This window comes from Corynebacterium sp. ZY180755, from assembly GCF_054331495.1.
The window spans coordinates 983,382-1,006,458 of sequence record NZ_CM135811.1; the positions used below are offsets into that span (position 1 = coordinate 983,382).

Annotated in this window: 13 protein-coding genes and 1 CRISPR repeat array (1 of these 14 running past the window's edge); of the genes, 8 read left to right on the plus strand and 5 right to left on the minus strand. The window is 57.2% G+C overall.

All coding sequences use genetic code 11. The annotated features are described in order from the left end of the window. Positions 1–26: 26 nt before the first annotated feature. The 3 genes from ACXM2N_RS04690 to ACXM2N_RS04700 all read right to left on the minus strand — a co-directional run bounded on the left by ACXM2N_RS04690 (position 27) and on the right by ACXM2N_RS04700 (position 8,990). Complete coding sequence (locus ACXM2N_RS04690; RefSeq protein WP_458490496.1) at positions 27–3,737, minus strand: multifunctional oxoglutarate decarboxylase/oxoglutarate dehydrogenase thiamine pyrophosphate-binding subunit/dihydrolipoyllysine-residue succinyltransferase subunit; 3,711 nt, start codon at positions 3,735–3,737, stop codon at positions 27–29. Between the two features lie 172 nt (positions 3,738–3,909). Continuing rightward, a complete protein-coding gene (locus tag ACXM2N_RS04695) occupies positions 3,910–7,782 on the minus strand; it encodes an ABC transporter ATP-binding protein (RefSeq protein WP_458491015.1) in 3,873 nt (1,290 codons plus the stop codon). A 398-nt stretch (positions 7,783–8,180) separates the two neighbouring features. Next, positions 8,181–8,990 (minus strand): hypothetical protein, encoded by an 810-nt coding sequence (locus tag ACXM2N_RS04700; protein WP_458490498.1) that lies wholly within the window; start codon positions 8,988–8,990, stop codon positions 8,181–8,183. A 506-nt stretch (positions 8,991–9,496) separates the two neighbouring features. Between ACXM2N_RS04700 and ACXM2N_RS04705 the strand changes: the two genes are divergently transcribed. The 3 genes from ACXM2N_RS04705 to ACXM2N_RS04715 all read left to right on the plus strand — a co-directional run bounded on the left by ACXM2N_RS04705 (position 9,497) and on the right by ACXM2N_RS04715 (position 14,366). Beyond that, positions 9,497–11,356 carry a carboxylesterase/lipase family protein gene (locus tag ACXM2N_RS04705; protein ID WP_458490500.1) on the plus strand — a complete coding sequence of 620 codons (1,860 nt, stop codon included), beginning with the start codon at positions 9,497–9,499 and terminating at the stop codon, positions 11,354–11,356. Positions 11,357–11,513: 157 nt separating this feature from the next. Further along, a complete protein-coding gene (locus ACXM2N_RS04710) occupies positions 11,514–13,280 on the plus strand; it encodes an FAD-binding dehydrogenase (protein ID WP_458490502.1) in 1,767 nt (588 codons plus the stop codon). Positions 13,281–13,595: 315 nt separating this feature from the next. After that, a complete protein-coding gene (locus ACXM2N_RS04715; RefSeq protein WP_458490504.1) occupies positions 13,596–14,366 on the plus strand; it encodes a (2Fe-2S)-binding protein in 771 nt (256 codons plus the stop codon). 34 nt (positions 14,367–14,400) lie between these two features. Here ACXM2N_RS04715 and ACXM2N_RS04720 read toward each other — a convergent pair whose 3' ends face one another. Beyond that, positions 14,401–15,963 carry a hypothetical protein gene (locus ACXM2N_RS04720; protein ID WP_458490506.1) on the minus strand — a complete coding sequence of 521 codons (1,563 nt, stop codon included), beginning with the start codon at positions 15,961–15,963 and terminating at the stop codon, positions 14,401–14,403. Positions 15,964–16,552: 589 nt separating this feature from the next. Between ACXM2N_RS04720 and ACXM2N_RS04725 the strand changes: the two genes are divergently transcribed. The 4 genes from ACXM2N_RS04725 to ACXM2N_RS04740 all read left to right on the plus strand — a co-directional run bounded on the left by ACXM2N_RS04725 (position 16,553) and on the right by ACXM2N_RS04740 (position 19,936). Further along, positions 16,553–17,356, plus strand: a complete 804-nt coding sequence (locus ACXM2N_RS04725) for a hypothetical protein (RefSeq protein ID WP_458490508.1) — start codon at positions 16,553–16,555, stop codon at positions 17,354–17,356. A gap of 113 nt (positions 17,357–17,469) precedes the next feature. Next, the gene (locus ACXM2N_RS04730) at positions 17,470–18,444 is read left to right on the plus strand and encodes a nucleoside hydrolase (RefSeq protein ID WP_458490510.1); all 975 of its coding nucleotides are present in this window, start codon (positions 17,470–17,472) and stop codon (positions 18,442–18,444) included. Between the two features lie 132 nt (positions 18,445–18,576). Next, the gene (locus ACXM2N_RS04735; protein WP_458490512.1) at positions 18,577–19,542 is read left to right on the plus strand and encodes a nucleoside hydrolase; all 966 of its coding nucleotides are present in this window, start codon (positions 18,577–18,579) and stop codon (positions 19,540–19,542) included. A 169-nt stretch (positions 19,543–19,711) separates the two neighbouring features. Then, positions 19,712–19,936 carry a hypothetical protein gene (locus ACXM2N_RS04740; protein WP_458490514.1) on the plus strand — a complete coding sequence of 75 codons (225 nt, stop codon included), beginning with the start codon at positions 19,712–19,714 and terminating at the stop codon, positions 19,934–19,936. 115 nt (positions 19,937–20,051) lie between these two features. On the opposite strand, the gene ACXM2N_RS04745 is transcribed toward ACXM2N_RS04740, so the two are convergent. Next, a complete protein-coding gene (locus tag ACXM2N_RS04745; protein ID WP_458490516.1) occupies positions 20,052–20,576 on the minus strand; it encodes a hypothetical protein in 525 nt (174 codons plus the stop codon). A 113-nt stretch (positions 20,577–20,689) separates the two neighbouring features. On the opposite strand from ACXM2N_RS04745, the gene ACXM2N_RS04750 reads away from it, so the two are divergent. Continuing rightward, positions 20,690–21,889 carry an MFS transporter gene (locus ACXM2N_RS04750; protein ID WP_458490518.1) on the plus strand — a complete coding sequence of 400 codons (1,200 nt, stop codon included), beginning with the start codon at positions 20,690–20,692 and terminating at the stop codon, positions 21,887–21,889. Positions 21,890–22,269: 380 nt separating this feature from the next. Further along, positions 22,270–23,077: a CRISPR direct-repeat array (repeat unit 28 nt; unit sequence GGAATGCCCCCGCCTACGCGGGGATGAC); it runs 15 nt beyond the window's last position.

Consider the following 23,077-nt stretch of genomic DNA (forward strand, 5'->3'; position numbering starts at 1 on the left):
AAGTACGGCTCCTTTTTCTTTGGAGCTTACTTAGCGAAGGCCTCGTCTAGCAGTGCAGCCTGCTCCACAGCGTGGACCTTGGAAAGGCCGGTTGCGGTGGAAGCCTGAGCGCGCCTGGAAACGCGCTTCATTGGCAGCATATCTGGGATCAGGTTACGCAGGTGCTCGTTAAGGAACGGCCATGGACCCTGGTTTGCTGGCTCGTCCTGGCAGAAGCGGATCTCCTCAGCGTTGGAGTAGGAATCGAAAGCTTCCTTCAGGCGGTTGAATGGGATTGGGTGCAGCATCTCAAGGCGGACAATCGCGACATCGTCGCGCTTCTCCTTGGTGGCGCGCTTAGCGAGCTCGTAGTACAGCTTGCCGGAGACCAGCATGATGGTCTTGACGGAAGACTTGTCCTTGCCCTCGAAGCGTGGGTCATCAATCACGGACTTGAACTTCTCAACCTTGGTGAAGTCCTCGATGGAGGAGGTTGCTGCCTTCATGCGGAGCATGGACTTAGGGGTGAAGACAACCAGTGGTCGCTTCAGTCCACCAAGTGCGTGGCGGCGGATCAGGTGGAAGTGGTTAGCCGGGGTAGATGGCTGAGCCACGGTCATGGTGCCCTCAGCACACAGCTGCAGGTAACGCTCGATGCGTGCGGAGGAGTGGTCCGGTCCCTGACCCTCGTAGCCGTGTGGCAGGAGCAGGATGACGGAGGACAGCTGACCCCACTTGGCTTCGCCGGAGGAGACATACTCATCGATGATGGTCTGTGCGCCGTTGGCGAAGTCACCGAACTGTGCTTCCCATGCAACAACTGCGTCTGGGTTACCCACAGAGTAGCCGTACTCGAAGCCCATGCCCGCGTACTCGGTGAGCGCGGAGTTGTAGACCATGAAGCGGCCGCCGTTGCCCTTCTTCTGGGCCAGCTCGTTGATTGCGTTGTACTCGTTACCGTTGTTTGGATCGAATACAACAGCGTGGCGCTGGGTGAAGGTACCGCGGCGAACGTCTTCGCCTGCGAGACGGACGATCTTGCCTGCGTTAGCCAAGGAGGAGAAGGCAATGAGCTCGCCCCAGCCCCAGTCGATGCCGCCGTTCTGAACAGCCTCGAAGCGCTTCTTTGCCACTGGTGCAACGCGGGAGTGGAAGGTGAAGCCCTCTGGTGGGGTAGCGTATGCCTCGCCGATCTCGTAGAGATCTTCCTTGGAGATGTTGGTCTTCAGACCGTGTGGAAGCTCCTGTGCAGAGGTGATGCCGGTCTGCAGGGCGAATGCTTCCTTCTCGGTTTCCTTGACCTCGTTGAAGACGGACTCCATCTGGTCATGGAAGTCGCGCTCTGCCTTCTCTGCGTCCTCTTCGGACAGCTCGCCACGGCCGAGGAGGTCGTCGCGGTACTGCTCGCGAACGGTCTTGCGGCCGTCGATGAGCTCGTACATCATTGGCTGGGTCATGGATGGATCGTCGGCCTCGTTGTGACCGCGGCGGCGGTAGGAGATGAGGTCGATGAAGACGTCCTTGCCAAAGCGGCGGCGGTACTCGGTAGCCAGCTGGCCTACCCAGACAACTGCCTCTGGGTCATCACCATTGACGTGGAATACTGGGCAGCCGTAGCCCTTTGCCAAGTCGGTGCAGTAGTGGCTGGAGCGGCCGCTCTCAGGGGTGGTGGTGAAGCCAATCTGGTTGTTCACCACGATGTGAACGGTGCCACCTACGGTGTAGCCACGCAGGTTAGCCAGGTTGATGGTCTCCTGGACAATACCCAGGCCAGCGAATGCTGCGTCACCGTGGAGCTGAATTGGAACAACAGAGTAGCCGTCTTCGCCCTTGTCCAGGATGTCCTGCTTTGCGCGCGCAATACCCTCCATGACTGGGTTAACAGCCTCGAGGTGGGATGGGTTTGCGGTGAGGGAGACCTTGATCTCTCCGTCGCCGAACATCTGGATGTGGGTGCCTTCAGCGCCCAGGTGGTACTTAACGTCACCGGAACCACCAGCAGCCTTGGACTCAATGTGGCCCTCGAACTCGGTGAAGATGGTGGCAAGGGACTTACCAACGATGTTGAACAAAACGTTCAGGCGGCCACGGTGTGGCATGCCAATAACAACCTCGTCCAAGCCCTGGCCTGCTGCGGTGTCGATGACGGAGTCCATCATTGGGATCAGTGCTTCAGAACCCTCGAGGGAGAAGCGCTTCTGGCCCACGTACTTGGTCTGCAGGAAGTTCTCAAATGCCTCAGCAGCATTGACCTTCTGCAGGATGTACTTCTGCTCAGCGCTGGTTGGCTTTGGCATGCCTGCCTCGAGGCGCTCCTGCAGCCACATGCGCTCGTCGCGGTCGAGGATGTGGGTGTACTCGGAACCAACCTTGAGGGTGTACGCATTGCGCAGGGTAGACAGAACCTCGCGCAGGGTCATGGTCTCGCGGCCAACGAAGCCACCGACGTTGAAGGTACGATCCAAGTCCCACAGGGTCAGGCCGTGGGTCTGGATGTCCAAGTCAGAGTAGTCAGGGATTGGCATGCCTGGCTGTACCCAGCGAAGTGGGTTGACGTCAGCGATGAGGTGGCCGCGGGAGCGGTACGCCTCAATAAGCTGCATAACACGGGTGTTCTTATCAATACCGGTGTTAGGAACGTCCTGTGCCCAGCGCATTGGAGCGTAAGGGATACGCATGGAGGAGAAGATGTCATCCCAGAATGCGTCATCGATGAAGAGCTGGGACATGGTGCGCAGGAACTCGCCGGACTCAGCGCCCTGAATGATGCGGTGATCGTACGTAGAGGTAATGGTTACCAGCTTGCCTACACCGAGCTCAGCCAGACGGTCCTCGGATGCGCCAGCGAACTCTGCTGGGTAGTCCATGGAACCAACACCGATGATCGCGCCCTGGCCCTTGGTGAGGCGAGGAACGGAGTGGCGGGTACCAATGCCACCTGGGTTGGTCAGGGAGATGGTGACGCCGGAGTAGTCATCCATGGTGAGCTTGCCGTTGCGGCCACGAGCAACGATGTCCTCGTACTTGTCCAGGAACTCACGGAAGTTCAGCGTCTCACATTCCTTGATGGAAGGAACTACGAGAGCGCGGGAGCCATCCTTCTGCTGAATATCAATGGCGATACCCAGGTTGATGTGCTCAGGAACGTGAAGGGTAGGCTTGCCATCTTCTACGGTGTAGAAGTTGTTCATGTCTGGGTGAGCCATGACGGCCTTGACCAGAGCGTAACCGATCACGTGGGTGAAGGAGATCTTGCCACCGTGGGTGTGCTTGAGGTGCTCATTGATCATTGCGCGGTTCTCAAACATGAGCTTAACCGGCATGTCACGAACTGAGGTTGCTGTTGGAACCTCAAGGGATTCATCCATGTTCTTGGCAATAGCCTTGAAGATGCCCTTGATGGTGGAGGAGCCGGAGTCAGGGAGCTCGCCAGCGCGGGAGAGTGGGGAGGCCTTCTTCTTAGCGGCCTTCTTTTCCTCGCGCTTCTCTTCTGCGGTCTTAGCCTTGGATTCTACGCTCGCCTTGGTAGCGATCTTCTCTGGCTCGGTTTCGGTTGGTGCAGAGAGGTTGCGACGCTCGTCTTGCGCAGGCGCAGCCTGCGTTGAAGGAGTGCTTGGTGCGCCCTGCTTCTCAAAAAGTTCACGCCACTCTGCGTCCACAGAGTTAGGGTCCTTCTTGAACTGCTGGAACATCTCGTCAACCAGCCAATCGTTCTGGCCGAAAGTACTAGCGCTGCTCACGGCAGGTGCTCGCCTCATTTCTTTGTGAGATTTATTACTTAAATACTTACAATACCTGCAAAAGGTACGTAATAGCTCTATACAGGCTAACCCCTACATGCCCCCTGATGTAAACGTGTTGAGAAGTTTCAGCAGGTTTTTCACACAAGTGACATGCGCGTGGGACTATCTGTAGCCATACCCTGCTAGTTTACGCGTCTTTGCTGCCCCACATGGCAGCGTAGTTACCCCCGAATGTGAGCAGCTGTTCATGTGTTCCGTCTTCAATGATCTGACCTTTGTCGATGACAAGAATGCGGTCCGCCCGCGCGGCGGTGGCTAAACGGTGCGCAACCACAATGGATGTCCGGCCGTGCATGACGTTTTCACTGGCTGCAAGGATGGCCTTCTCGGTCGCAGGGTCCAGCGTTGCAGTGGCCTCGTCGAGCAGCATGATGGATGGCTGCATCAGCTCCGCGCGCGCAAGAGCGATCAGCTGACGCTGTCCCGAGGATAGGCCGCGTCCGCGCTCGCCAACCTCAGCGTTGAATCCGCCGGGGATCGCAGCGATGGCGCGCAGCGCGCCCACTCTGCGGGACGCCGCCACGATGTCTTCCTCGCTAACGGTGCCGCCGGCGCCGTAAGCGATGTTTGATGCGATCGTGCCAGCAAAAAGGTGCGGCTCCTGTGGGACGAAGCCGATGTGGCGTCGCCAAGAATCCAGCGGCATGGTGGCAATGTCCACGGTGCCCGCGAGCACCTGCCCTGAAGTGGGATCGTAGAAGCGCTCGAGTAGTTTGATGATGGTGGACTTACCGGCGCCGGTGGTGCCCACTATAGCCACGGTGGTGCCGGAGGCGATGGTGAGATTGAGGTTGCTCAGGACAGGCGCAGCGTTGTCACCATAAGAAAAGCTGACGTCTAAGAAGTGGAGGTCTTTGGTGGCAGCGGAGGCTGCCACCTGATCTGCCTGGGGGCGCGGCCCCAGCGGGCGCGCCGTCGCGTGAGGGGCGCCGTTCGCGGTGTCGGAAAGCTGCGCGCTCGAGGCGGAAGTCTCCGAGTAGCAATCGGTCACATCCGGCTTGGTGCGCAGCAGATCGGTGATGCGGCTAAAGCCCACTTGGGCTTGCTGGTAGGAGTCAAAGACCTGGCTGAGCTGCTGGATGGGGCCGAAAAGACGGCCGAGGTAGAGCAGGAACGCCACCAAAACGCCGGCGGCGATCTCACCGCGTGCCACCATGGCAGCGCCCGCGCCGAGCACTGCTGCGGAGGTGAGTTCGGAGAGGGCATTGATGCCAGGGAAGTAAATGCTCACTGCGCGCTGGGCGCGGATTCGGGTGCGGGTGAATTTCTCGGTCTGGGTTGCAAAGGAGTTAAGCCGACGTTCCTCGTTGCCATGCAGCTGGGAGGTTCGCAGGCCCGCGATGGACTCATGGAACATGGCGTTGACCGCAGAGACCTCCTCGCGCGCTTGCGTGTATAAGCGCGAGGAGATGCGGCGGAAGAAGAAGGTGGCCACGGCCACGATAGGTACGGCGATGAGCGCGATCATGGCCAAACGCGGTGAGGTATAGGCCAGCAGCGCCACAATGCTGATCAGTGTGGCGGCGGCTGCCACCGTATCCGCCATGCCGGTGCGCAGAAAGTTAGATAGTGCATCAATATCCGTGGTCATTCGGGTCATGATGGTGCCACTCATCGTGCGCTCGTAAAAGCTCATGGACAACCTCTGCAGGTGCGCGTAGGAGCGAATCCTAAGTTCGTACAGCAAACGTTCACCGGTGAGCATGGTGACGATGGTGGAGGCCACCGTAGCCAGCCAGCCCGCCAGGGTGATCAGCACACCAATGCCCACAACCCACCACAGCACGGAGCTGTTGCCAGGAGTCACGCCGTCATCAATAGCTGTGCGAACCAGAGTGGGCATCGCCAGCGAGGTGAGGACGCTGACCACGTACAAACCGATCACAGCCACGATGAGCCACACCACGTGTCCAAATAGGCTGCGCGCAGTGACGCGGTCCAGTTCTTGACGGAACTCATCTCCGGACGTGGGCGGGGTTGAGGTAGCGGGAGGCAAAGCAGCCACCCGTGCTAGCAATTCAGCAGAGGCCGGGGTGGCCGCAGCCGAGCCACTCATGCCTCCGCGGCGCCCACCTCCACCTGCACGGCGGCCACCGCCAGCGCCGGCACCGGGTTGGGATGCCGCCCGCTGCATGGCCTTGGTAAAACCAGGACGTGGAGAACCCACAGCGGTGCGCGGCCACAACTGATCCCAGGATGGTTCCTGAAGCTCGGGGCTATCAAGCACTACTTCCGGCTCCAGCTCCTGGGCGCCGGCCGCACGCGCATCCATCAGGCGCACAAACTCTGGGTTGGCATACATGTGGGTCAGTGTTCCCTGATCAACCACACGACCGTGATCCACCAGTGCGATGCGATCAGCCAGCTGGAGGGTTGACTCGCGGTGCGCGATGGCGATGATGGTGGTGGATGCTAGCTCGGTAGCCAGATAGTGGTAGATCGCGCGCTCCGTGGTGGCGTCAACTGCGGAGGTCGCGTCATCCAGAATGAGCACTTTGGGGCGCGCGAACAGCGCGCGAGCAAGCGCAATGCGCTGCCGCTGGCCACCGGAGAGTGTGAGCCCTCGTTCGCCCACCACCTCGTCGTAGCGTCCAGGCAACTCCGTAATGAACTCATGTGCCTGGGCGGCACGCGCTGCGGCTTCGACGTCTGCGTCGGTGGCTTCTACACCCATGGTGATGTTCTCGCGAATGGACGCCGAGTACAAGAACGGCTCATCAAATACTGCCGACACCACACCGCGCAGATCGGCGCGGGTAAGCGAGGTGATGTCTACGGACTCGTTCTCGCCGTCAAGGGAAATGGATCCGGCATCCGGATCGTAAAAGCCCGTCATGAGCTGCACAGCCATGGATTTACCGGACCCAGGTGGGCCTACCAGTGCGATAGTCTCTCCGGCGGTTACGGTAAGCGACATCCCTGCGAGCACCTGGTGTTTTCCCGAGGAAGATGCCGCGGATTCCACCGCAAAGTCAACGCCAGATAGGCTCATTCCTAGCGCGCCGTGAGGAACTGACAAGACTCGGTCTCCGGTGGGGTCAGCGCGGTGTGGTGTGAGATCGATGACTTCGAAGACGCGCTCCGCGGACGCCAGACCCAGCTGGATCTGGACCACCATGCCAGCGATCATGGCGGTCACCATGGTGACGGTGGAGATATACGAGGTGAAGGCGAAGAAGATGCCGATGGTGATGTGGCCGCCAATGGCCAAGAAACCACCTAGGCCAATGCCAACGATCAACGCGAGACCGGGAATCAACTGTGCCAGCGGCTGGTACTTGGCCTGCAATTTTGCTTGGCGCATCATCTCCGCATACACAACGCGGGAGAGCTTATTGAGCTTGGCGGTTTCGTTATCTTCCTGGGCAAAAGCCTTGACCACGCGCACACCCGTCACGGTTTCTTCCACGTGGGTGGCAAGCTCTGCCACAGCCTGCTGTGCGGACCATGTGGCGGCGAACAACACCCGGCGGGAGTGAAGGGTAAGCCAGATCAGCACTGGTATCACGGTGACCGCCACCAGGGAGAGCAGTGGGTCGAGCCAGACAATTACTCCCAGCAGCACAAAGAACTTCAGCACGTTGCCGAGGATCAGGGGCATCATGGCCACCATGGTTTGGGTCATGTTGAGATCCGAAATGGACCTGGAAACTATTTGCCCTGTGCGCAGCGTATCCTGTGCCTTGCCGTCGAGGGCCTGGAGCGAGTTCAAGATCCGCACGCGCAAGGTAGCAGAGAGCAGGTTGGCCAGCCTGCCCGCGCTATACCGGCGACAGAATTGAAACACATACCGCGCCAGCGCCACCGCTATCAGAACGTAGATGACGGTTGCGATCTCCCCGTCGAGTGCGCCCGTGGCAGTATCCACCGCTGACGCGGTCAGCATGGGGATGGCTACCTCGAAGATGGTGATGGCCACCGTGGACACCAAGGCGAGTGTGAACGTCCACGGCGTGTGCCACATGGTGGATATCAGGCGCTTGATTACGCCACCGGACACAGGAGAAGCAGCTGCGGTAGTGCCAGCGGAAGAGTTACCAGCCGAAACACTTGCTTGTGTGGTCATCGCTTCTCCTTCGTGTGTGGCGCTCAGCCGTGGCCAGCCAACGTAAAACTGTACTAGCTAGCAACCCAGGCATTTCCTTGTGTGCAATATATCAATGGCAGCGGTCGTTCCACCATCACGCATCACCAAACAATCCTGAAAGACAGCCGACGGCGGTACGAGTAATCAGTGGAATACAGGTCGCACAAAGGCCAACGCCCATAAGCGATACAAAAAGCCACAGCACCAATAGGGATGAGAAGAAACGCCCGCCCTCATCAAAGGTGAGGACGGGCGTGTACCGCTTCACGCCTGACGGCGCGATCGCAAGCGTTGCCTGTGGCGTTTAGGCGTTACTTCTCAGCGCTTGCTGTGATGACTTTTGGTTCCTCAACGTTAGTTGGCGCTGGGGTGTCAAAGGATGCTGGCAAAGCATCGAGTGCCTCGTTGGTGCGTGCGATCATGCGGGCTGCAATCTTGCGGTTGGCAATGGAGCCCAGGACGGCGCCAATGCCCAGTGGCATGAGCTTGCCCAGGAAGGACTTGCGGACGGTCTTGCCAATACGCTTAGCTGCCATGCGGAACAGGCGGTTGTTGACCTCGCCTACGTTCTTGACGGACATGCGGGAGATCATGGCCATAGGGGAGCCGCCGCCAACAACGGCGTCCACGACGGCGGAGCCGGAAGCACCACTGAGGGACATCATTACCAGTGCCTCACGGCGGGCAGGATCCTGAATGTTTGCACCACGGATCTTGGCGGATGCTAGGGCGTAAACGGCGGCAGCATCAATGAACACGAGGGACTCAGTACCAATTGCGAGCGCGCCGGTAATGAAGCCAATGCCTGGGATTGCTGCGGCGCTGCCTGCAGCGCCACCGGTGCCGGTAACCAAGCGGGTGAAGTGCTTATCTAGAATCTCCTGGAGCTGGGCTGGGGTGGCCTCCGGGTTCTTGGAACGCAGCCAGTCTACGTAGCTCTCAACCAAGCCGGCCTGCATGCTCGCGGCCTTCTCCACAGCGGCAATGAGGACCTTGCCCACAGGGCCGGACTCTTCTGCCAGTACCTTTGGGTCGATGGTGCTGTGTGGCGCCTGCTCTGCAGCAGTGGCTTCTGTGTTGTCCTTCTTGCGACCTGGAATGATCTTGTCCAGAATGCCCATGGTTACTTCCTCTTCTACATGTCTAATTCTAAATTTGTGAGTAAAAAATTACAGCGCACGATCGTACGGCGTGAAGCACGTGTGGCTGATCACAGTGCGTCTTCGCAACTGTGTAAGCAGCGTGCACCGTATCTATTATTCCTGAACCCGCACCTTTTCTCTGTACCGAGAGGGGCAAAAGCGGAGGTTACTGCCACCTCAGCATCCGCTGTGAACTGCGTGGATGAGGACAGATAACAATTAGGAAACAAATGCCAATATCCGCCTTAGCAAGCCTTCACAACAGCCAAGTAGGTTGTCCGCAATTTTTCAGTGATAGCGGGCGCGTGGTTTGAAAACCCACTACATTGGTTCGTACAAGCCTGATTGTTGTAAGCGCAACGTGTCCCCGCTGGAAAACACTCCGCCTTAAAAGCATACGAACCACCAAAGCACACGAACCACTAAATAATCATCAAAGTTCACGGTAAAAGCCAAACGAAAGTACAAGGCAAGCGAACCGAGCAATGTCGAAGAAGCAGAATCCACAACGCCGCAGTAAGAAGCACTCTGATGCCGCGTTGCGGACGTCGCTGCACAACAACGTGCAAAAGCGTAAGGGTAAGAAGACGCTGCGCTCGGCCATTGAGGCCGGTGATGGCTTTCTTATCTCCCCAGATTCGCGCAGTGTGGGTCCTGCTGATAAAGCTGTGCCTAAGCTCAGGAAATCACTGAGGCCTCGTGGCGGGAAGGAGGCAAGCGGCCACGCCAAGGCGACTGAGCTTCCAGACGGTGAGCGCATTGTGAAGACCACGCAGGGTTACATTCAAGGGGCTCGGGTGTTGGGCGTGCGCACTTGGCGGGGCGTGCCGTTTGGCGCGAGCACAGCGGGTGAGAACCGATTCAAAGCCCCGCAGCCCGCACCGAAGTGGAGCGGAGTTTTTGCAGCCACAACCTACGGCGCCGTGGCACCCCAGCCGAGTTATGGGCCTAGTGACAAGATCAAAGGCGACGAGGATTGCCTGAATCTGGATGTTGTTCGCCCTGATACGGACGAGAAGCTCCCAGTGGTGGTGTACCTGCATGGTGGAAGCTTCATCTACGGATCTTCGCACGAGCAGCTGCTGCGAGGGCATTATCTAGCGCAGTCTATGGATGTGGTCTACGTGGCCATCAATTTTCGTCTCGGCGCATTGGGGTATCTGGATTTTCGTAGCGTGGGCGAGGACTGCGTGGCCAATCCCGCGGTGCTGGATCAATTACTTGCGCTGAAGTGGGTGCGGGAAAACATTGCTCACTTTGGTGGGGATCCGGACAACATCACGCTCATGGGCGAGTCCGCCGGTGGCGCCGCAGTGCTCACGCTCTTGTGTGTGCCAGCCGCCCAAGGTCTCTTTCACCGCGCGATCGCCCAGTCTCCACCCATAGCGACCATTCACTCCAAGGCGCAGTCCACGTTGTGGACGCAGCAGCTGCAGAAAAGGTTGAGGAAAAACAATAAGCTGGCGGACACGCTCGAGGATCTCCGTAGCCTGCCCGCCGCAGACATCATCAACGCAGGACAGTCCATGATGTGGCGCAGCCGCGAGCTCGTCCACCTCAACTCCTGCTATGCGCCCACCGTGGACAACAATGTGTTGTTTGACCACCCGCTGGACGTTTTCCGGAAAGGGGAGCAGCACGCGGTGCCGCTGATGATCGGCACCAACATGGATGAGGCCAGTTTCGCCCGCGGCCTCTATGTTCGCCCGGCCGCTCGCGCCAAGGCGGCGGCGCGCCTCCTTGAGGCCTTTGACCCCGTGGGTGCGAAGGCGGTCCTTGCCGCCTATGACGGCGCAGAGGATCGTGGCAAGTTTGCTCACTTGCTTGCCGACGCACTCTTCTGGGCCCCGGCGGTCACCGTGGCCCAGTCGCACTGCCAGGTGGCCAGCACCTGGATGTACCGGTTCGACTTCACCCCAACCGTCCTGCGGTGGTTGGGGATGGGGGCCATGCACGCGGCGGAGCTAACCCCAATTTTTGGTGACCTCACTGCGTCACGGGTCAGCGCCCTGAATCGGCTGGGTGGTCGCGATGACCTCACGAGCCTGCGCGATGAGATGCAGCACCGCTGGTCTAGCTTCATCCATGGCAACGCGCCGGGGGATGATTGGCCTCGTTACGGGATTCCGCATAGTGGAAAAATGGACCGCGCCACCAAGGTGTTTGATCGAGGCTCGCGTACTGCATACGATCCCCGCTCCTACAGGCGCAAAGCGTGGCAAAACTATGACATGACTGAGTGGGGCACCGGCAGGCCGGAGCTGCTTGCTGCGCTGGGGCTAGAGGATGAGGGGCACGAGTTCCCAGTGTGGTGGGAATTGGAGAAGCCGGCCCTGGATGAATAATAATCCGGTAAAAGGTGGGGGTAACAGGTTGTTAATTCCACAAAAGAGTGCGTAGCTTGCATTTTTCAATATTTGCTAAGTGGTTTTGTGAAGAAAAAGTTTCCGTAAAATGTGATTGAGAGCACAAAAAGGGTGGAAACTGTCTATATTGGCATGCATGAATACACCAGCACACACTCCTCAGCACGCAGTACACAGCCCAGAGCACGCAGCACACACCCCAGACGCCGCCTCCGGATTCACGCCTGACGTCATTATCGTGGGCACTGGCCTGTCCGGCATGGTCGCCGGCTACGAAGCTGCCAAGGCGGGCAAGAAGGTCACCTTTGTTGAGCAAGAAAACCGCAACAACTTTGGTGGGCAAGCCTTCTGGTCCTTGGGCGGCCTTTTCTACGTTGATTCGCCGGAACAGAAGGTGATGCGTGTCAAGGACTCCTACGAGCTGGCGCGCCGGGACTGGATGAACACTGCGCAGTTCGACGTCAATGAGGACGGCACCGTAGCTGCCAACGATCACTGGCCAAGCAAGTGGGCAGAAGCCTACGTGAAGTTCGCCGCCGGGCCGAAGAGGAAGTACCTCAAAGAACTGGGGCTCAATGTCTTGCCCACCATCGGCTGGGCCGAGCGCGGATCGGGCAACGCATCCGGACACGGTAACTCCGTACCGCGATTCCACCTGACGTGGGGCACCGGCCCTGAGGTGGTGCGCGTGTTCAGGGAGAAACTGGAAGAGTTTGAAAAAGACAACAAGATCCAGCTGCTGTTTAGGCACCAGGTCACCGGACTGATCAAGGATGAAACCGGAAGCAGGGTAGTAGGCGTGAAGGGCAACACCCTCGCCGACCACAATGAGGAGCGAGGTGTTGCATCAAACAAGGATGTCTTAGGTAGTTTTGAGCTGCGCGCTCAGGCGGTAGTCATTGCCACCGGCGGAATCGGCGGAAATTTGGACAAGGTGCGCGAGATGTGGCCGGATGACCGCTGGGGTCCGTGCCCAGAGCACATGGTCACCGGTGTGCCTGCGCACGTGGACGGCAAGGGCATTGACATTGCCAATGAAGCAGGCGCACACCTGGTTAATACGGACCGCATGTGGCACTACCCTGAAGGCATGACCAACTGGGATCCCATTTGGCCTGGCCACGGCATTCGCATCATCCCCGGCCCATCGAGCCTATGGCTCGACGCGGAAGGAAACCGCCTGCCCACCAACCTGTTTCCAGGCTCTGACAACATTGCAGCGCTGAGCCACATCGGGCGCACGGGCCATGGCTACTCCTGGTTCGTGTTGAATCAGACCATCGTGGACAAAGAGTTCATCTTCTCCGGCAGTGAGCAAAACCCTGATCTCACAGACAAGGATTTCAAGAAACTCGCCGGCAAGCTGGGCCCTAAGACTCACGTGGCTATCCAAGCGTTCATGGATAACGGCATTGACTGGTGCATCGCGGACACCCTTGAGGAACTCACCACAAAGATGAATGCCATTACCGATGAAGATGCGCCAACCATTGACGCCGCTCAGCTCAAGAAGATCGTGGAAGATCGTGACAGCCAGGTGGGCAATCCGTTCAGCAAGGATGCTCAGGTCAACTACATCAGAACCGCCCGCGGTTTCTTGGGGGACAAGATCGTTCGCACTGCTGGAGTACACAAGCTGGCGGACCCAAAGCATGGCCCATTCATTGCCGTACGCCTGAATGTGCTTACTCGAAAGACTCTGGGCGGAATTGAGACTGATTTGGATGGCCGCTGCTTTAATGAGGACGGCACGGTACTGGAAGGGCTCTATGCCTGCGGTGAGGCCTCCGGCTTTGGCGGCGGTGGCATGCACGGAAAGAACGCCCTTGAAGGCACCTTCCTTGGGGGCTGCATTCACTCCGGCAAGCGAGTGGGCGAAGCGCTAGGCAAACTTCCACTCTAACGGCAGGTCCCTCAACCCCTGCGTCGGTTACGGCCGGTGAGATCCCTCATTACCGGCTAGGGGGTAGGTGTGGCGCTCATGACGGTTCCGCCAACCTGGGCGCCGCATCCAAGAGGAATCCCACGCCCTAGAGAAATCTCGGTAGAACTACAGGCAATCCGAGATCCCCTGCGAACACCTCACCGAGTAGACCCTTCAGGATGTTTAGCTGGCACGTAATGGACAGTAATGGTGGTGGGAATTACTGAGGCGGCGCACGAAGTGCAACAATAGAACACGGAACCACCGCAGCTGAGGAAAGAAAATGGGGATACCGTGAGCGAGAAGCTAGCCAACGCACTTGAACGCCTAAAGAGCGCCCACGCGCGGTTCGTTCCGTCGCTCATGCCCACCACCAAGGTCATTGACTTAGCTGATCTTGTTAGCGAGCCGACTATGAGCACGGCTATTGCGGCGAGTAAGGAGATTTTTGCGCTCGAGGAGGAGCGCCACCGTGCGCAGCTGTGGCTGTACACGTTTTGTGGCGATGTACTCACACCGTCGGTGTATCTGATGGTGGCGTCGGATCTAAAGCCAAATCTGGATTTTGCTACGGGCACCCTTTTTGCCCGTGAAACCGAGGGCTACTGGTTCGGCTTCACTCCGCAGGCAGAGACCGCGTCGTACGAAGAGACGGGAAGGTCGATCGCGCGTTCCTTCGCGCCGATCGTGGAGGCCATGGGCACACTCACGGGCATTCGTCCGGCGCCGTTGTGGGCGGTCATTGCTGATGGTGTCTCGCAGCCGGCGATGGGCGCGGGCAATGAAGAATTTGAGACTAACAAGGCGATGAGGATTGTCACTGAAGTCCTTGGTGGCCTGAAGGAAGAGGCCGGCGTCAACCTGCCGAACGTGAAGTTTGAGCAGGTGGACTTCGGGGAAATCAAAGACGTGGAAGAAGATGAGGAACCAGACTACATCTTCACCCGGCGCGTGAGCTGCTGCATGATCTATCACTCGCCTAAGGCGGGGATCTGTACGTCCTGCCCACATCAGGACAAGGACGAGCGCGCCGCGAAGATCATTGCCGCGGCGGAGATGTACTAGAAGGCAAGCAGGCACCCGCTGGTTAGCGCAGCGTCTATTGTTTTTCGTTCTTACTCTTGCTCATGACTACCCACACGACCCACCCCACGATCGCCATGATGGTGAGTGAGCCGGTTACCATACCTAGCCATGGAACGCTGTCACGGTACAGCCCCAAGGCTTCAGCCAAGGCACCTCCACCGAGTGCGGCTGTGATTATGGAAAGCAGAGTGTTCTGTTTCTCCGCCACCTTCTCTTTTTTATCGCGGTCGAGTTCGCGGTCCTTTTTGCGTTTGTTTTCTCGTTCCAAGCGCAACATTGAGTGCGAGGTTTCGTAGATGGTCGCCCGAGACGCCATCTCATCTAGAAAATCTTGGTAGATAACATCGAGTCCCAGCGCTTGGCGGGTTTTGAGGAAGACCTCGGAGTCTACTGATTGCTTTGGCACGGAGTTGAACCACAGATCGTTGCGGAATGCGAGGAACTGCTGCTGAATGGACTGCAGCTTATCGTAGGCGTCGTTGAGTACCTTGAACTTGGCCTCGTCTACTTGGGAATCTTCTAGGGTGCCGATTTTGCCCATTTCATGGTTGAATCTCATAGCCTGCATACTGAGGTCCTCGGTAAGTTTGTCCATCACGATGGTGGTGCGCAGCAAGAGGATCATCAGGTCCAGGTAGCGAGTGGTCACAATTGACCAGTAGCGCGGGGAGACGTTGGACGGCGGGCAGCTGCGTACTGCGGAGATGCCTTCTTCTGACGCCCACATGGTCCACGTTTCAATGCTGGTGATAGCGGATTTTTCAGCGTTACTCAGTTTCTGAGATGGGATGTTGGCTACAAAGGTGTCCGAGCCCGTTGAAAGTAGCCACGCCCACTGGAGCTCAGGAGTCCACTCGGCGGGAGAATTCTTTCCTTTTGCATCGCTGAGTAGCTTGGGTTCTGTTCGAGCAGCTGAGTTACCGGGGATTGCCATTGCGACGCGCAGCGGGGAAAGACGTACAGGAAGTGAATCGGAGGGGGCGGAGGCTGCCGTGGGTACTAGAAATCCGCCGGCCTTTAACTTCAAGGAAGGGGCATCATACCCTGAGGCAGTGAATCCTCGTTTGAGCTCTGATAAGGCTTTATCCATAAAGTAGGGCAGCGGTTTAAACCACTGTGGATTGAACTCGTCGTTGCAATACTTCAGTAAGTCATCAGAAGCTTCTGTTTCAATGAGCATGCCGTTACGTGGGCGTTCAAGCCCCTCGGAAAGTTTGGCAAGCTGGAAGGAAGAGAGGTTTTCGCCCCACACGTTTAGAACGAGATAACGGGTGACAATGTCTGTTGAAGTGCCAAGTGAGTTGTCAGCGGATAGAGAATCTCGGTATTGGATTAGTTCGATTGATTTGAGGTATGCCGTAGATTCTGCGGACAGTATTGGCAGGTTGAACTCCTGGCTGCCCAAGATCTTGTGGTAGCAACGTGCCTTGGAGCCTGCGTCTTCTAGTGATTCAGGGTGAAAAGCTTCTGCACCGATAGCTTTGTGGAATGGCCCTTTGAAACGGTTGGAAGCTTCGTTGTAGTAGGCCCAGTGTTCATTTCTTTTACTTGAAGCTTCGTCGTTGCTAGGAGCCACAAAACCGGAGCCACTATTTTTTCTACTGCGGACACAATACTGCGCACGCCTTCGTCACGTCCGAGCGCGAAGCCGGATTTTTCTGTATCTAGTTCTATGAACATTCCCGACTTGGGGTCGGCACCAAAGGCCTGAGATGCCAGCGGAAAGATGAGGGAGAATGTAGCTAAACGCCACTCAGGAAGCGTTTCGGTGGAGTAATCCTCAGGCAGCTGCACTGAGTGCCCCCTGTTTTTGTTTTTCTCCCTTGACGCTTTCGTGTCTTTTGCAGCCATGGGCCACTTCCAATCGTGAGGCAGTTTTAACGCTTACCGGTTCAGCGTACCCAATATCCGTGGCGCTTTTGTTTTTGGTTACTTGCTGTAAGGAATCCAAACAAGAAGTTTAGGGAAAGTCTAACCATTTGGTGGGTATTTCGCAGTAAAGAACAGGTGAGCCAGCAGTGAAAAATAGGGCGTACGCAATTTTGGACAGTCGTTCGTAGGCATAGGCCACTAATCCCCACTAGGCTAGGCAAGGAGAACGCGGTAATTGTCTTTGCCTGTTCTTTCAACCTAGAACCCCTATAGGGAAGGCTGCACTTAAAATCATGAGCTTTTTTGAGGACATCGCAGGCGCGCTTGATGCTGAGGGCATTGAGTCCCGTGTGAATGATGACGTCATGTTTGTGCCCATCACGTCCGAGATTGAGATCCAGTTCGTGGAGATTGATCCGCACGTGCCGGCAGCCAACGTCTACATTGCTGCTGCAGATGTAGATGAGGATGATGAGGACTTTGAGGCCGCACTGGTATCAGTTGTGTTCTCAGTGGAGGACGCTGTTGCGGCGGTAGCTGAGCACATTGCTACTGACCAAGTGGTGACGGTACTGCGTGACCTGTTGGAGGGCACGGATGAGCGCATTGCTGATCTGGAGTTCTTCCAAGACCCAGTGAATGCAAACATGGTGCACGCGGAGGCTACTGAGACTTCTGAGATCCAGGTCTTGGTGGAGGCCAGGGATGGCGTTCCCACCGCCAGCGTCACCTTCGTGGCCTTTGGTGAGACCTTCGATGAGATCGTTGACCAGGCTATTGAGGAGCTCTGGGACGATGACGCTGACCAAGTTCTCACCGACGAAGCCCGCGAGCGCCTCTTCTATGACGTCACGGCAGAGATTGGGGAGTTCACCGATGAGGTGCTCAATCTTGGCACGTTCACGGACTTTGATCGCCTCTTTGATGTGCTGTCCCTAGCCGCTGATCAAGCCGCAGATTGGGAGGAGCAGCTGGTCCCGCTCGATGATGAGGACGATGACGAGCCGGACGTGTATGACATCTACGGCGAGGATCACGGCGACGAGGAAGACGATGACTATGATTACCTCGATGATGAGGATGACGACGAGGACTAACGCCTAAGCAGTCACGCACTGCGTTTCCGACGCCCCCAAGAGCCCAGTTTCCACTGGGCTCTTGGCGTATCTGGTAGCAGATGACCGCGGTGGGCATGCTAGTTTTTAAACCCATGAGCCATTCTGAGCACTCCTTAAAGCCCATCCCCGTGCTGCTGGACTGCGATACCGGTATCGACGACGCACTGGCTGTCATCTACCTCGCAGCGCTGCATTGCGCCGGGGAGATTGAGCTCAAGGCTGTTACCACCACGGCGGGAAACGTTGACGTAGCGCAAACGGCCACCAACACCGCCTACATCCTCAACCTGTGTGGGGTAGAGGGTGTGCCTGTAGTTGCGGGTGAGCCACAGCCGGTGAAGGTGCCGCTGGTGACTACTCCCGAAACTCATGGCCCGCACGGGCTAGGCTACGTGCAACCACCACTGGACTTACGCGATTGCGTGGATCCACGCTCGTGGCAGGATGTCTGGGAAGAGGTGCTTGTAGCCGATTCTCGTACACGGCTGATCGTGACTGGGCCGGCCACGAATCTGGCTGTCTACCTAAAAGATCATGGCAAACCGGAAAACGTCACGCTCATGGGTGGCACCTATCAGTACCCAGGAAATACCACAGCCACGGCGGAGTGGAACACGTGGGTTGATCCGCACGCTGCCAAGCAAGTGTTCACAGCGGACCTGAACATCACGGTGTGCGCCCTGCAGGTCACTGAGGGGTTTACCGTAAACCCAGAAAAGCTCAGCAAATACCAAGAAATCCTCACCTCAACTGGAAGTACGCGGGCGCGTGGCGTGGCTGAGATTCTGGAGCCTATGCTCAGGTTCTACTTCGAGTTCCACCAATCAGTGGGTGAGGGCTACCTCGCGCAGATCCATGACCTTCTAACGTGCATGATCGCCCTGGGGCGGGTGAATTACAGCGCCATCGATGTAGCTATCGACGTGGAGGCTGACTCTGACCTGATGCGTGGAACCACCGTGGCCGATTACAAAAACCATTGGCAGCGGCCTCAGACTGCGCACCTTGTCACGGACGTTGATTACGCCCAAGCGCACCTCGAATTCGAAAAAGCTTTGACCCTTTAAACCGCAATCACGCAAAAGGACACCATTGCACGCGCGAACTCAGGCCGGTCAGCTTAAGAAAATGCCCGTGGCGGGAGTCAAAGAGTGCTCAATATCACGCATCTTCGATGTGTGGCCTGTACATTGGTCGTTATGACCACCCCAAGCAAAACTCCCATTCCCGTCCTTCTTGACTGCGATACGGGTATTGATGATTCCCTGGCCGTGATCTATTTGGCGTCGTTGCACTTGGCAGGTGACATCGAGATTAAGGGCGTTACCACTACTGCGGGAAACGTGGGTTCAACCGAAACCGCTGTGAACACCCGCTACATCTTGAACTTGTGCGGCCTGGAGGATATCCCTGTGGCGGAAGGTGAGACTAAGCCGCTAAAGGTCGTATTGGAGACGATCCCAGAAATCCACGGCCCTAAGGGCTTGGGGTACGTCATCCCACCAGAGGGCCTGCACGACACACTGGCCCCACGCCCGTGGGAACAGCTGTGGAAAGACATTCTCACGCAGAATCCCGAGACGCACGTCATTGTCACTGGCCCAGCAACAAATCTGGCGAAGTACATCCGCAACAACGAGAAGCCGCAGCGGGTTTCTCTCATGGGTGGAGCCTACAACTATCCGGGTAACACCACACCGGTGGCGGAGTGGAACTCGTGGTGTGATCCTCACGCCGCTAAAGAAATCTTCAACGCTAACCTCAATATCATGGTGTGCGCGCTGGAGATGACGGAGCAGTACACCATTGATCCCGATGAGCTTGCGACGTTGGTCGCCAACGTTGAGGGAACCAAGATCGCGGAGACTCTGAATGAAGTGATGCGCTTCTACTTCGAGTTCCACCAAGGCGTAGGAATAGGCAACAAGGCCCAGATCCATGATCTGCTGGCGTGCATGCTGGCCATGGACAAGGTGCCGCATGAAACCATCACTGTAGCCATTGATGTGGAGGCTGACTCTGAGCTCACCCGTGGCCAGACGATTGTGGATTTGAAGAACCGCTGGGGCCGCGAACAGACCGCCCACCTGGTGACAAATGTGGATTTTGACAAAGCTCATGCCGAGTTTGCCCGCGCGCTCAAGGAACTGAAACAGCATTTGTAGTTCAGTCAAAGTGCTACGAACCAGCCCATGGCAGGAAATACTGGCGCTCACCGCTCAGCGTAAACCCGCCATAAAAACACACCGGATCTACTGCTAAGAAATAGGCGCTCAAGCTGGCTATTTACCCGCACACGAAGCCATGTCGCATGTGTTTGTCATACTGTCGGGCATGAAGAAAGCACTTGGACCAGTTGTTGAACGCCATCCACTCATGTGTCCCAATGGGCATAGCTGGCAGATGCCGGGAACGTATCTGGTGGGCTGGGATAGTTTGAACTACTCCGGTGCCCGCCGGATGTGGATCTGCCAAACCTGCCAGGGCCGAATTTACGCTGACGTTGATGCGGATCTCACGGTTCCTATTGAAGACGCCGCCAAGTACGGCCTCATCTGACAATCCACACAAATCTGAAACTGAGTAAACTACAGCGCTCGGCCACAAAAAGTTCTGCCGACAACAAAAGGCCGGCACCCCAGCGAAACTGGGGTGCCGGCTTAAAACTATCCAGCTAGGCGGCCTTACTTTCTTTTTCAAAGAGGGCTGCCGGTGAGCGCATTGGCTGATAATCACCATCAACCATCCAGAGGAAAGTCGGCGCATTATCCTCATCAAAGACGTGGACGCAGTGTGCGTTTCGTTCACTAACGAGGGTCCGGATCCATCCTTCTGCAACCTCTGGGTATATGTGATGAGCCTCAGGTGAGGTAATGCGAACACTGATGAGATAAGCCGGTGGGGTAGCAGCGCCAAATCCTTTCATCCGTGCGCGCACTCGTGGTCCTACGCGGTGCCTAGTGACAGTGGCAGTAAGCCCGTCTGCACCAGGAAGAGCTGGTAAGGACTTGCTTGGCGGACGCCATGACGGTGTTGGGCGTGCAAGCGAACGTGGGTGACGAATCACGGAGTTAAGCGACTCAACTACTTCAGGGTGGCAGCGCGCTACGAAAGTGGCTATCTCACCAACGTCATAAGTGTTCTCATGCGTTGAATGAACACTCTTCTTCATGCGGGTAAACTTCTGAATTTTCTTCATGGGTGGCACTCTATTCCGGGGCGCTGACATCAATAGCACTAAATTAGAACAACTGTTCGAACTGGTCAACGGGTCTGCTTAGTAATTCTTCAAATTCGAACTACACTCAAGTGGTGACTGTTCCAACGCAAGAAACCTCCAAACCAAAGATTCCGCAAGAGATTTGGGTCTTGGTCTCCGCTGCCTTCATCATCGCCTTGGGATACGGCATTATCGCGCCGATCATTCCCCAATTTGCTACCAGCTTTGGTGTGGGCATGGCTGCGGCCGGCGCTGTCGTATCCGTCTTTGCTGGTACACGACTGTTCTTTGCACCCGTGTCCGGCAGTCTGATTGATTCCATCGGCTCTCGGAAGGTTTATCTAACGGGCCTTATCACGGTGGCCGTTACAACCGGTTTGGTTGCAGTTGCCCAGGAGTATTGGCACATCATCGCTCTGCGCGCGATTGCCGGTTTTGGTTCCACCATGTTCACCGTGTCCGCGATGGGGCTCATTGTGAAACTAGCTCCTAAACGGATCCGCGGTAGGGCTTCAAGCGCCTACGCTTCTGGCTTTCTTTTTGGCAATATCTTTGGCCCTATCCTCGGCTCAGCGCTCAGCGTGCTGGGCATGCGGTGGCCGTTCATTATCTATGGTGTCTCCGTTTTGCTCGCCGCTTTTGTGGTGTGGTGGCGTATGCCGAAAAGCATCGGCGCAAAACAAGCGAAGGACTCTAACCTGCCTGCGATGTCATTCCGCGACGCGTTTGCTTCCAGCGCGTACCGGGCGGCCCTTACCAGTGCTTTTGCTAATGGCTGGGTCAACTTTGGTGTGCGTGTGGCCACCGTGCCCCTATTCGCCGCTGCCGTGTTTGATAACGGCGCTGCCATAGCTGGCTTCGCACTCGCGGCCTACGCCGCCGGCAACGCTCTTGCTCTGCAATTCTCTGGCAACCTTGCGGACAAAATTGGCCGTAAACCGATGATCATTTCGGGCCTCATTGTCAACGGCGTCTTTACCGCTGTATTCGGTTTTGCTCACGTATTTGTCACGTTGATGATCGCCTCTGCCTGTGCGGGCTTCGGCGCTGGCATGTTCAATCCCGCCCAACAAGCGGTACTTGCCGACGTGGTGGGTAGTGATCGCTCCGGCGGTAAGGTGCTCGCCAACTTCCAGATGGCACAAGACTTTGGTGTCATCCTGGGGCCGATCCTGATCGGCCTTGTGGCCGAGCAGTGGGGGTTTAGCCCAGCGTTTGTCATTTGCGGCGCCATCACCCTTGTCGCTGCAACCGCTTGGCTCTTTGCTGAGGAAACCTTGGTCAAGGACTAGCACGCAAAAACGAAAGAAAAAGAGTTAATAATGGGGTCCCACAGGAGATTGGTCCAAAAAGACATCTTCATTCTCTTGGAAACAGTGGAACATTTGCATCAGCTGGGCTACCAACGGCTGCGGGTTGTTCCTTTTAAGTCACCTTCTGGCCTTTCAGCCCGCATAGAAATAGCCGACTACACACAGTGGGACGGCGGCTACCTTCGCAACGTACCGCATGAGGAAGAAGTGCCGCGTACAAGGATCATGTGGTCAACTGGTGAGTACCCAGACTATCTAGACTTTGATCTGACCCGCAACAACACCCAGTGTAGAGAAAACGCTCCTAGTGGGGGACGCCAATCTTTTTAAAAGGCGCTACTACTGCAGTCCAGTAGTAGGGAATGCCCCCGCCTACGCGGGGATGACGGTGCGACCACTTGACCTAAGAAGCCAGTGTCGGGAATGCCCCCGCCTACGCGGGGAATGACTACGCAACAGCGTTACGGCGCTGAAGGTCACCGGGAATGCCCCCGCCTACGCGGGGATGACTGCTGGGTCGCCTTCCAGTCAGTCCCAGCTTGGGGAATGCCCCCGCCTACGCGGGGATGACCGCTTCCAGTCGCGAATCTTCTCCGTAGTGCGAGGAATGCCCCCGCCTACGCGGGGATGACATTCACGAGTGGGATCATGATCGCATGGCCTTGGGAATGCCCCCGCCTACGCGGGGATGACCAAGGAAAGCGACCACACCGACCCCAGGCCGAACGGAATGCCCCCGCCTACGCGGGGATGACCGCTCTGCGCGGTCGCCTTTGCGCTTATTCCGGGGAATGCCCCCGCCTACGCGGGGATGACATCTCTGAGGGCGTTTCACAGCGCACCACAGCGGGAATGCCCCCGCCTACGCGGGGATGACGTGGAGCAAAGCTCGTTGTATTTGTCAGTTTCAGGAATGCCCCCGCCTACGCGGGGATGACAATGATCTTCCAGCGGAGCTGGCAGTATTCATCGGAATGCCCCCGCCTACGCGGGGATGACACATTGAACGAAAACTTGCACGGAATGAATACGGGAATGCCCCCGCCTACGCGGGGATGACCCGCGCTTAATGTGGAACGGCTTATCACCGTGGGGAATGCCCCCGCCTACGCGGGGATGACCAGATCACGGCGGAAATGCAAAAACAAGCCGAGGGAATGCCCCCGC

Coding starts and splice junctions, on each gene's coding strand:
- ACXM2N_RS04690 (WP_458490496.1), bottom strand. CDS start 3,737: ATGAGGCGAGCACCTGCCGTGAGCAGCGCTAGTACTTTCGGCCAGAAC.
- ACXM2N_RS04730 (WP_458490510.1), top strand. CDS start 17,470: ATGAGCCATTCTGAGCACTCCTTAAAGCCCATCCCCGTGCTGCTGGAC.
- ACXM2N_RS04700 (WP_458490498.1), bottom strand. CDS start 8,990: ATGGGCATTCTGGACAAGATCATTCCAGGTCGCAAGAAGGACAACACA.
- ACXM2N_RS04735 (WP_458490512.1), top strand. CDS start 18,577: ATGACCACCCCAAGCAAAACTCCCATTCCCGTCCTTCTTGACTGCGAT.
- ACXM2N_RS04745 (WP_458490516.1), bottom strand. CDS start 20,576: ATGAAGAAAATTCAGAAGTTTACCCGCATGAAGAAGAGTGTTCATTCA.
- ACXM2N_RS04725 (WP_458490508.1), top strand. CDS start 16,553: ATGAGCTTTTTTGAGGACATCGCAGGCGCGCTTGATGCTGAGGGCATT.
- ACXM2N_RS04710 (WP_458490502.1), top strand. CDS start 11,514: ATGAATACACCAGCACACACTCCTCAGCACGCAGTACACAGCCCAGAG.
- ACXM2N_RS04705 (WP_458490500.1), top strand. CDS start 9,497: ATGTCGAAGAAGCAGAATCCACAACGCCGCAGTAAGAAGCACTCTGAT.
- ACXM2N_RS04740 (WP_458490514.1), top strand. CDS start 19,712: ATGAAGAAAGCACTTGGACCAGTTGTTGAACGCCATCCACTCATGTGT.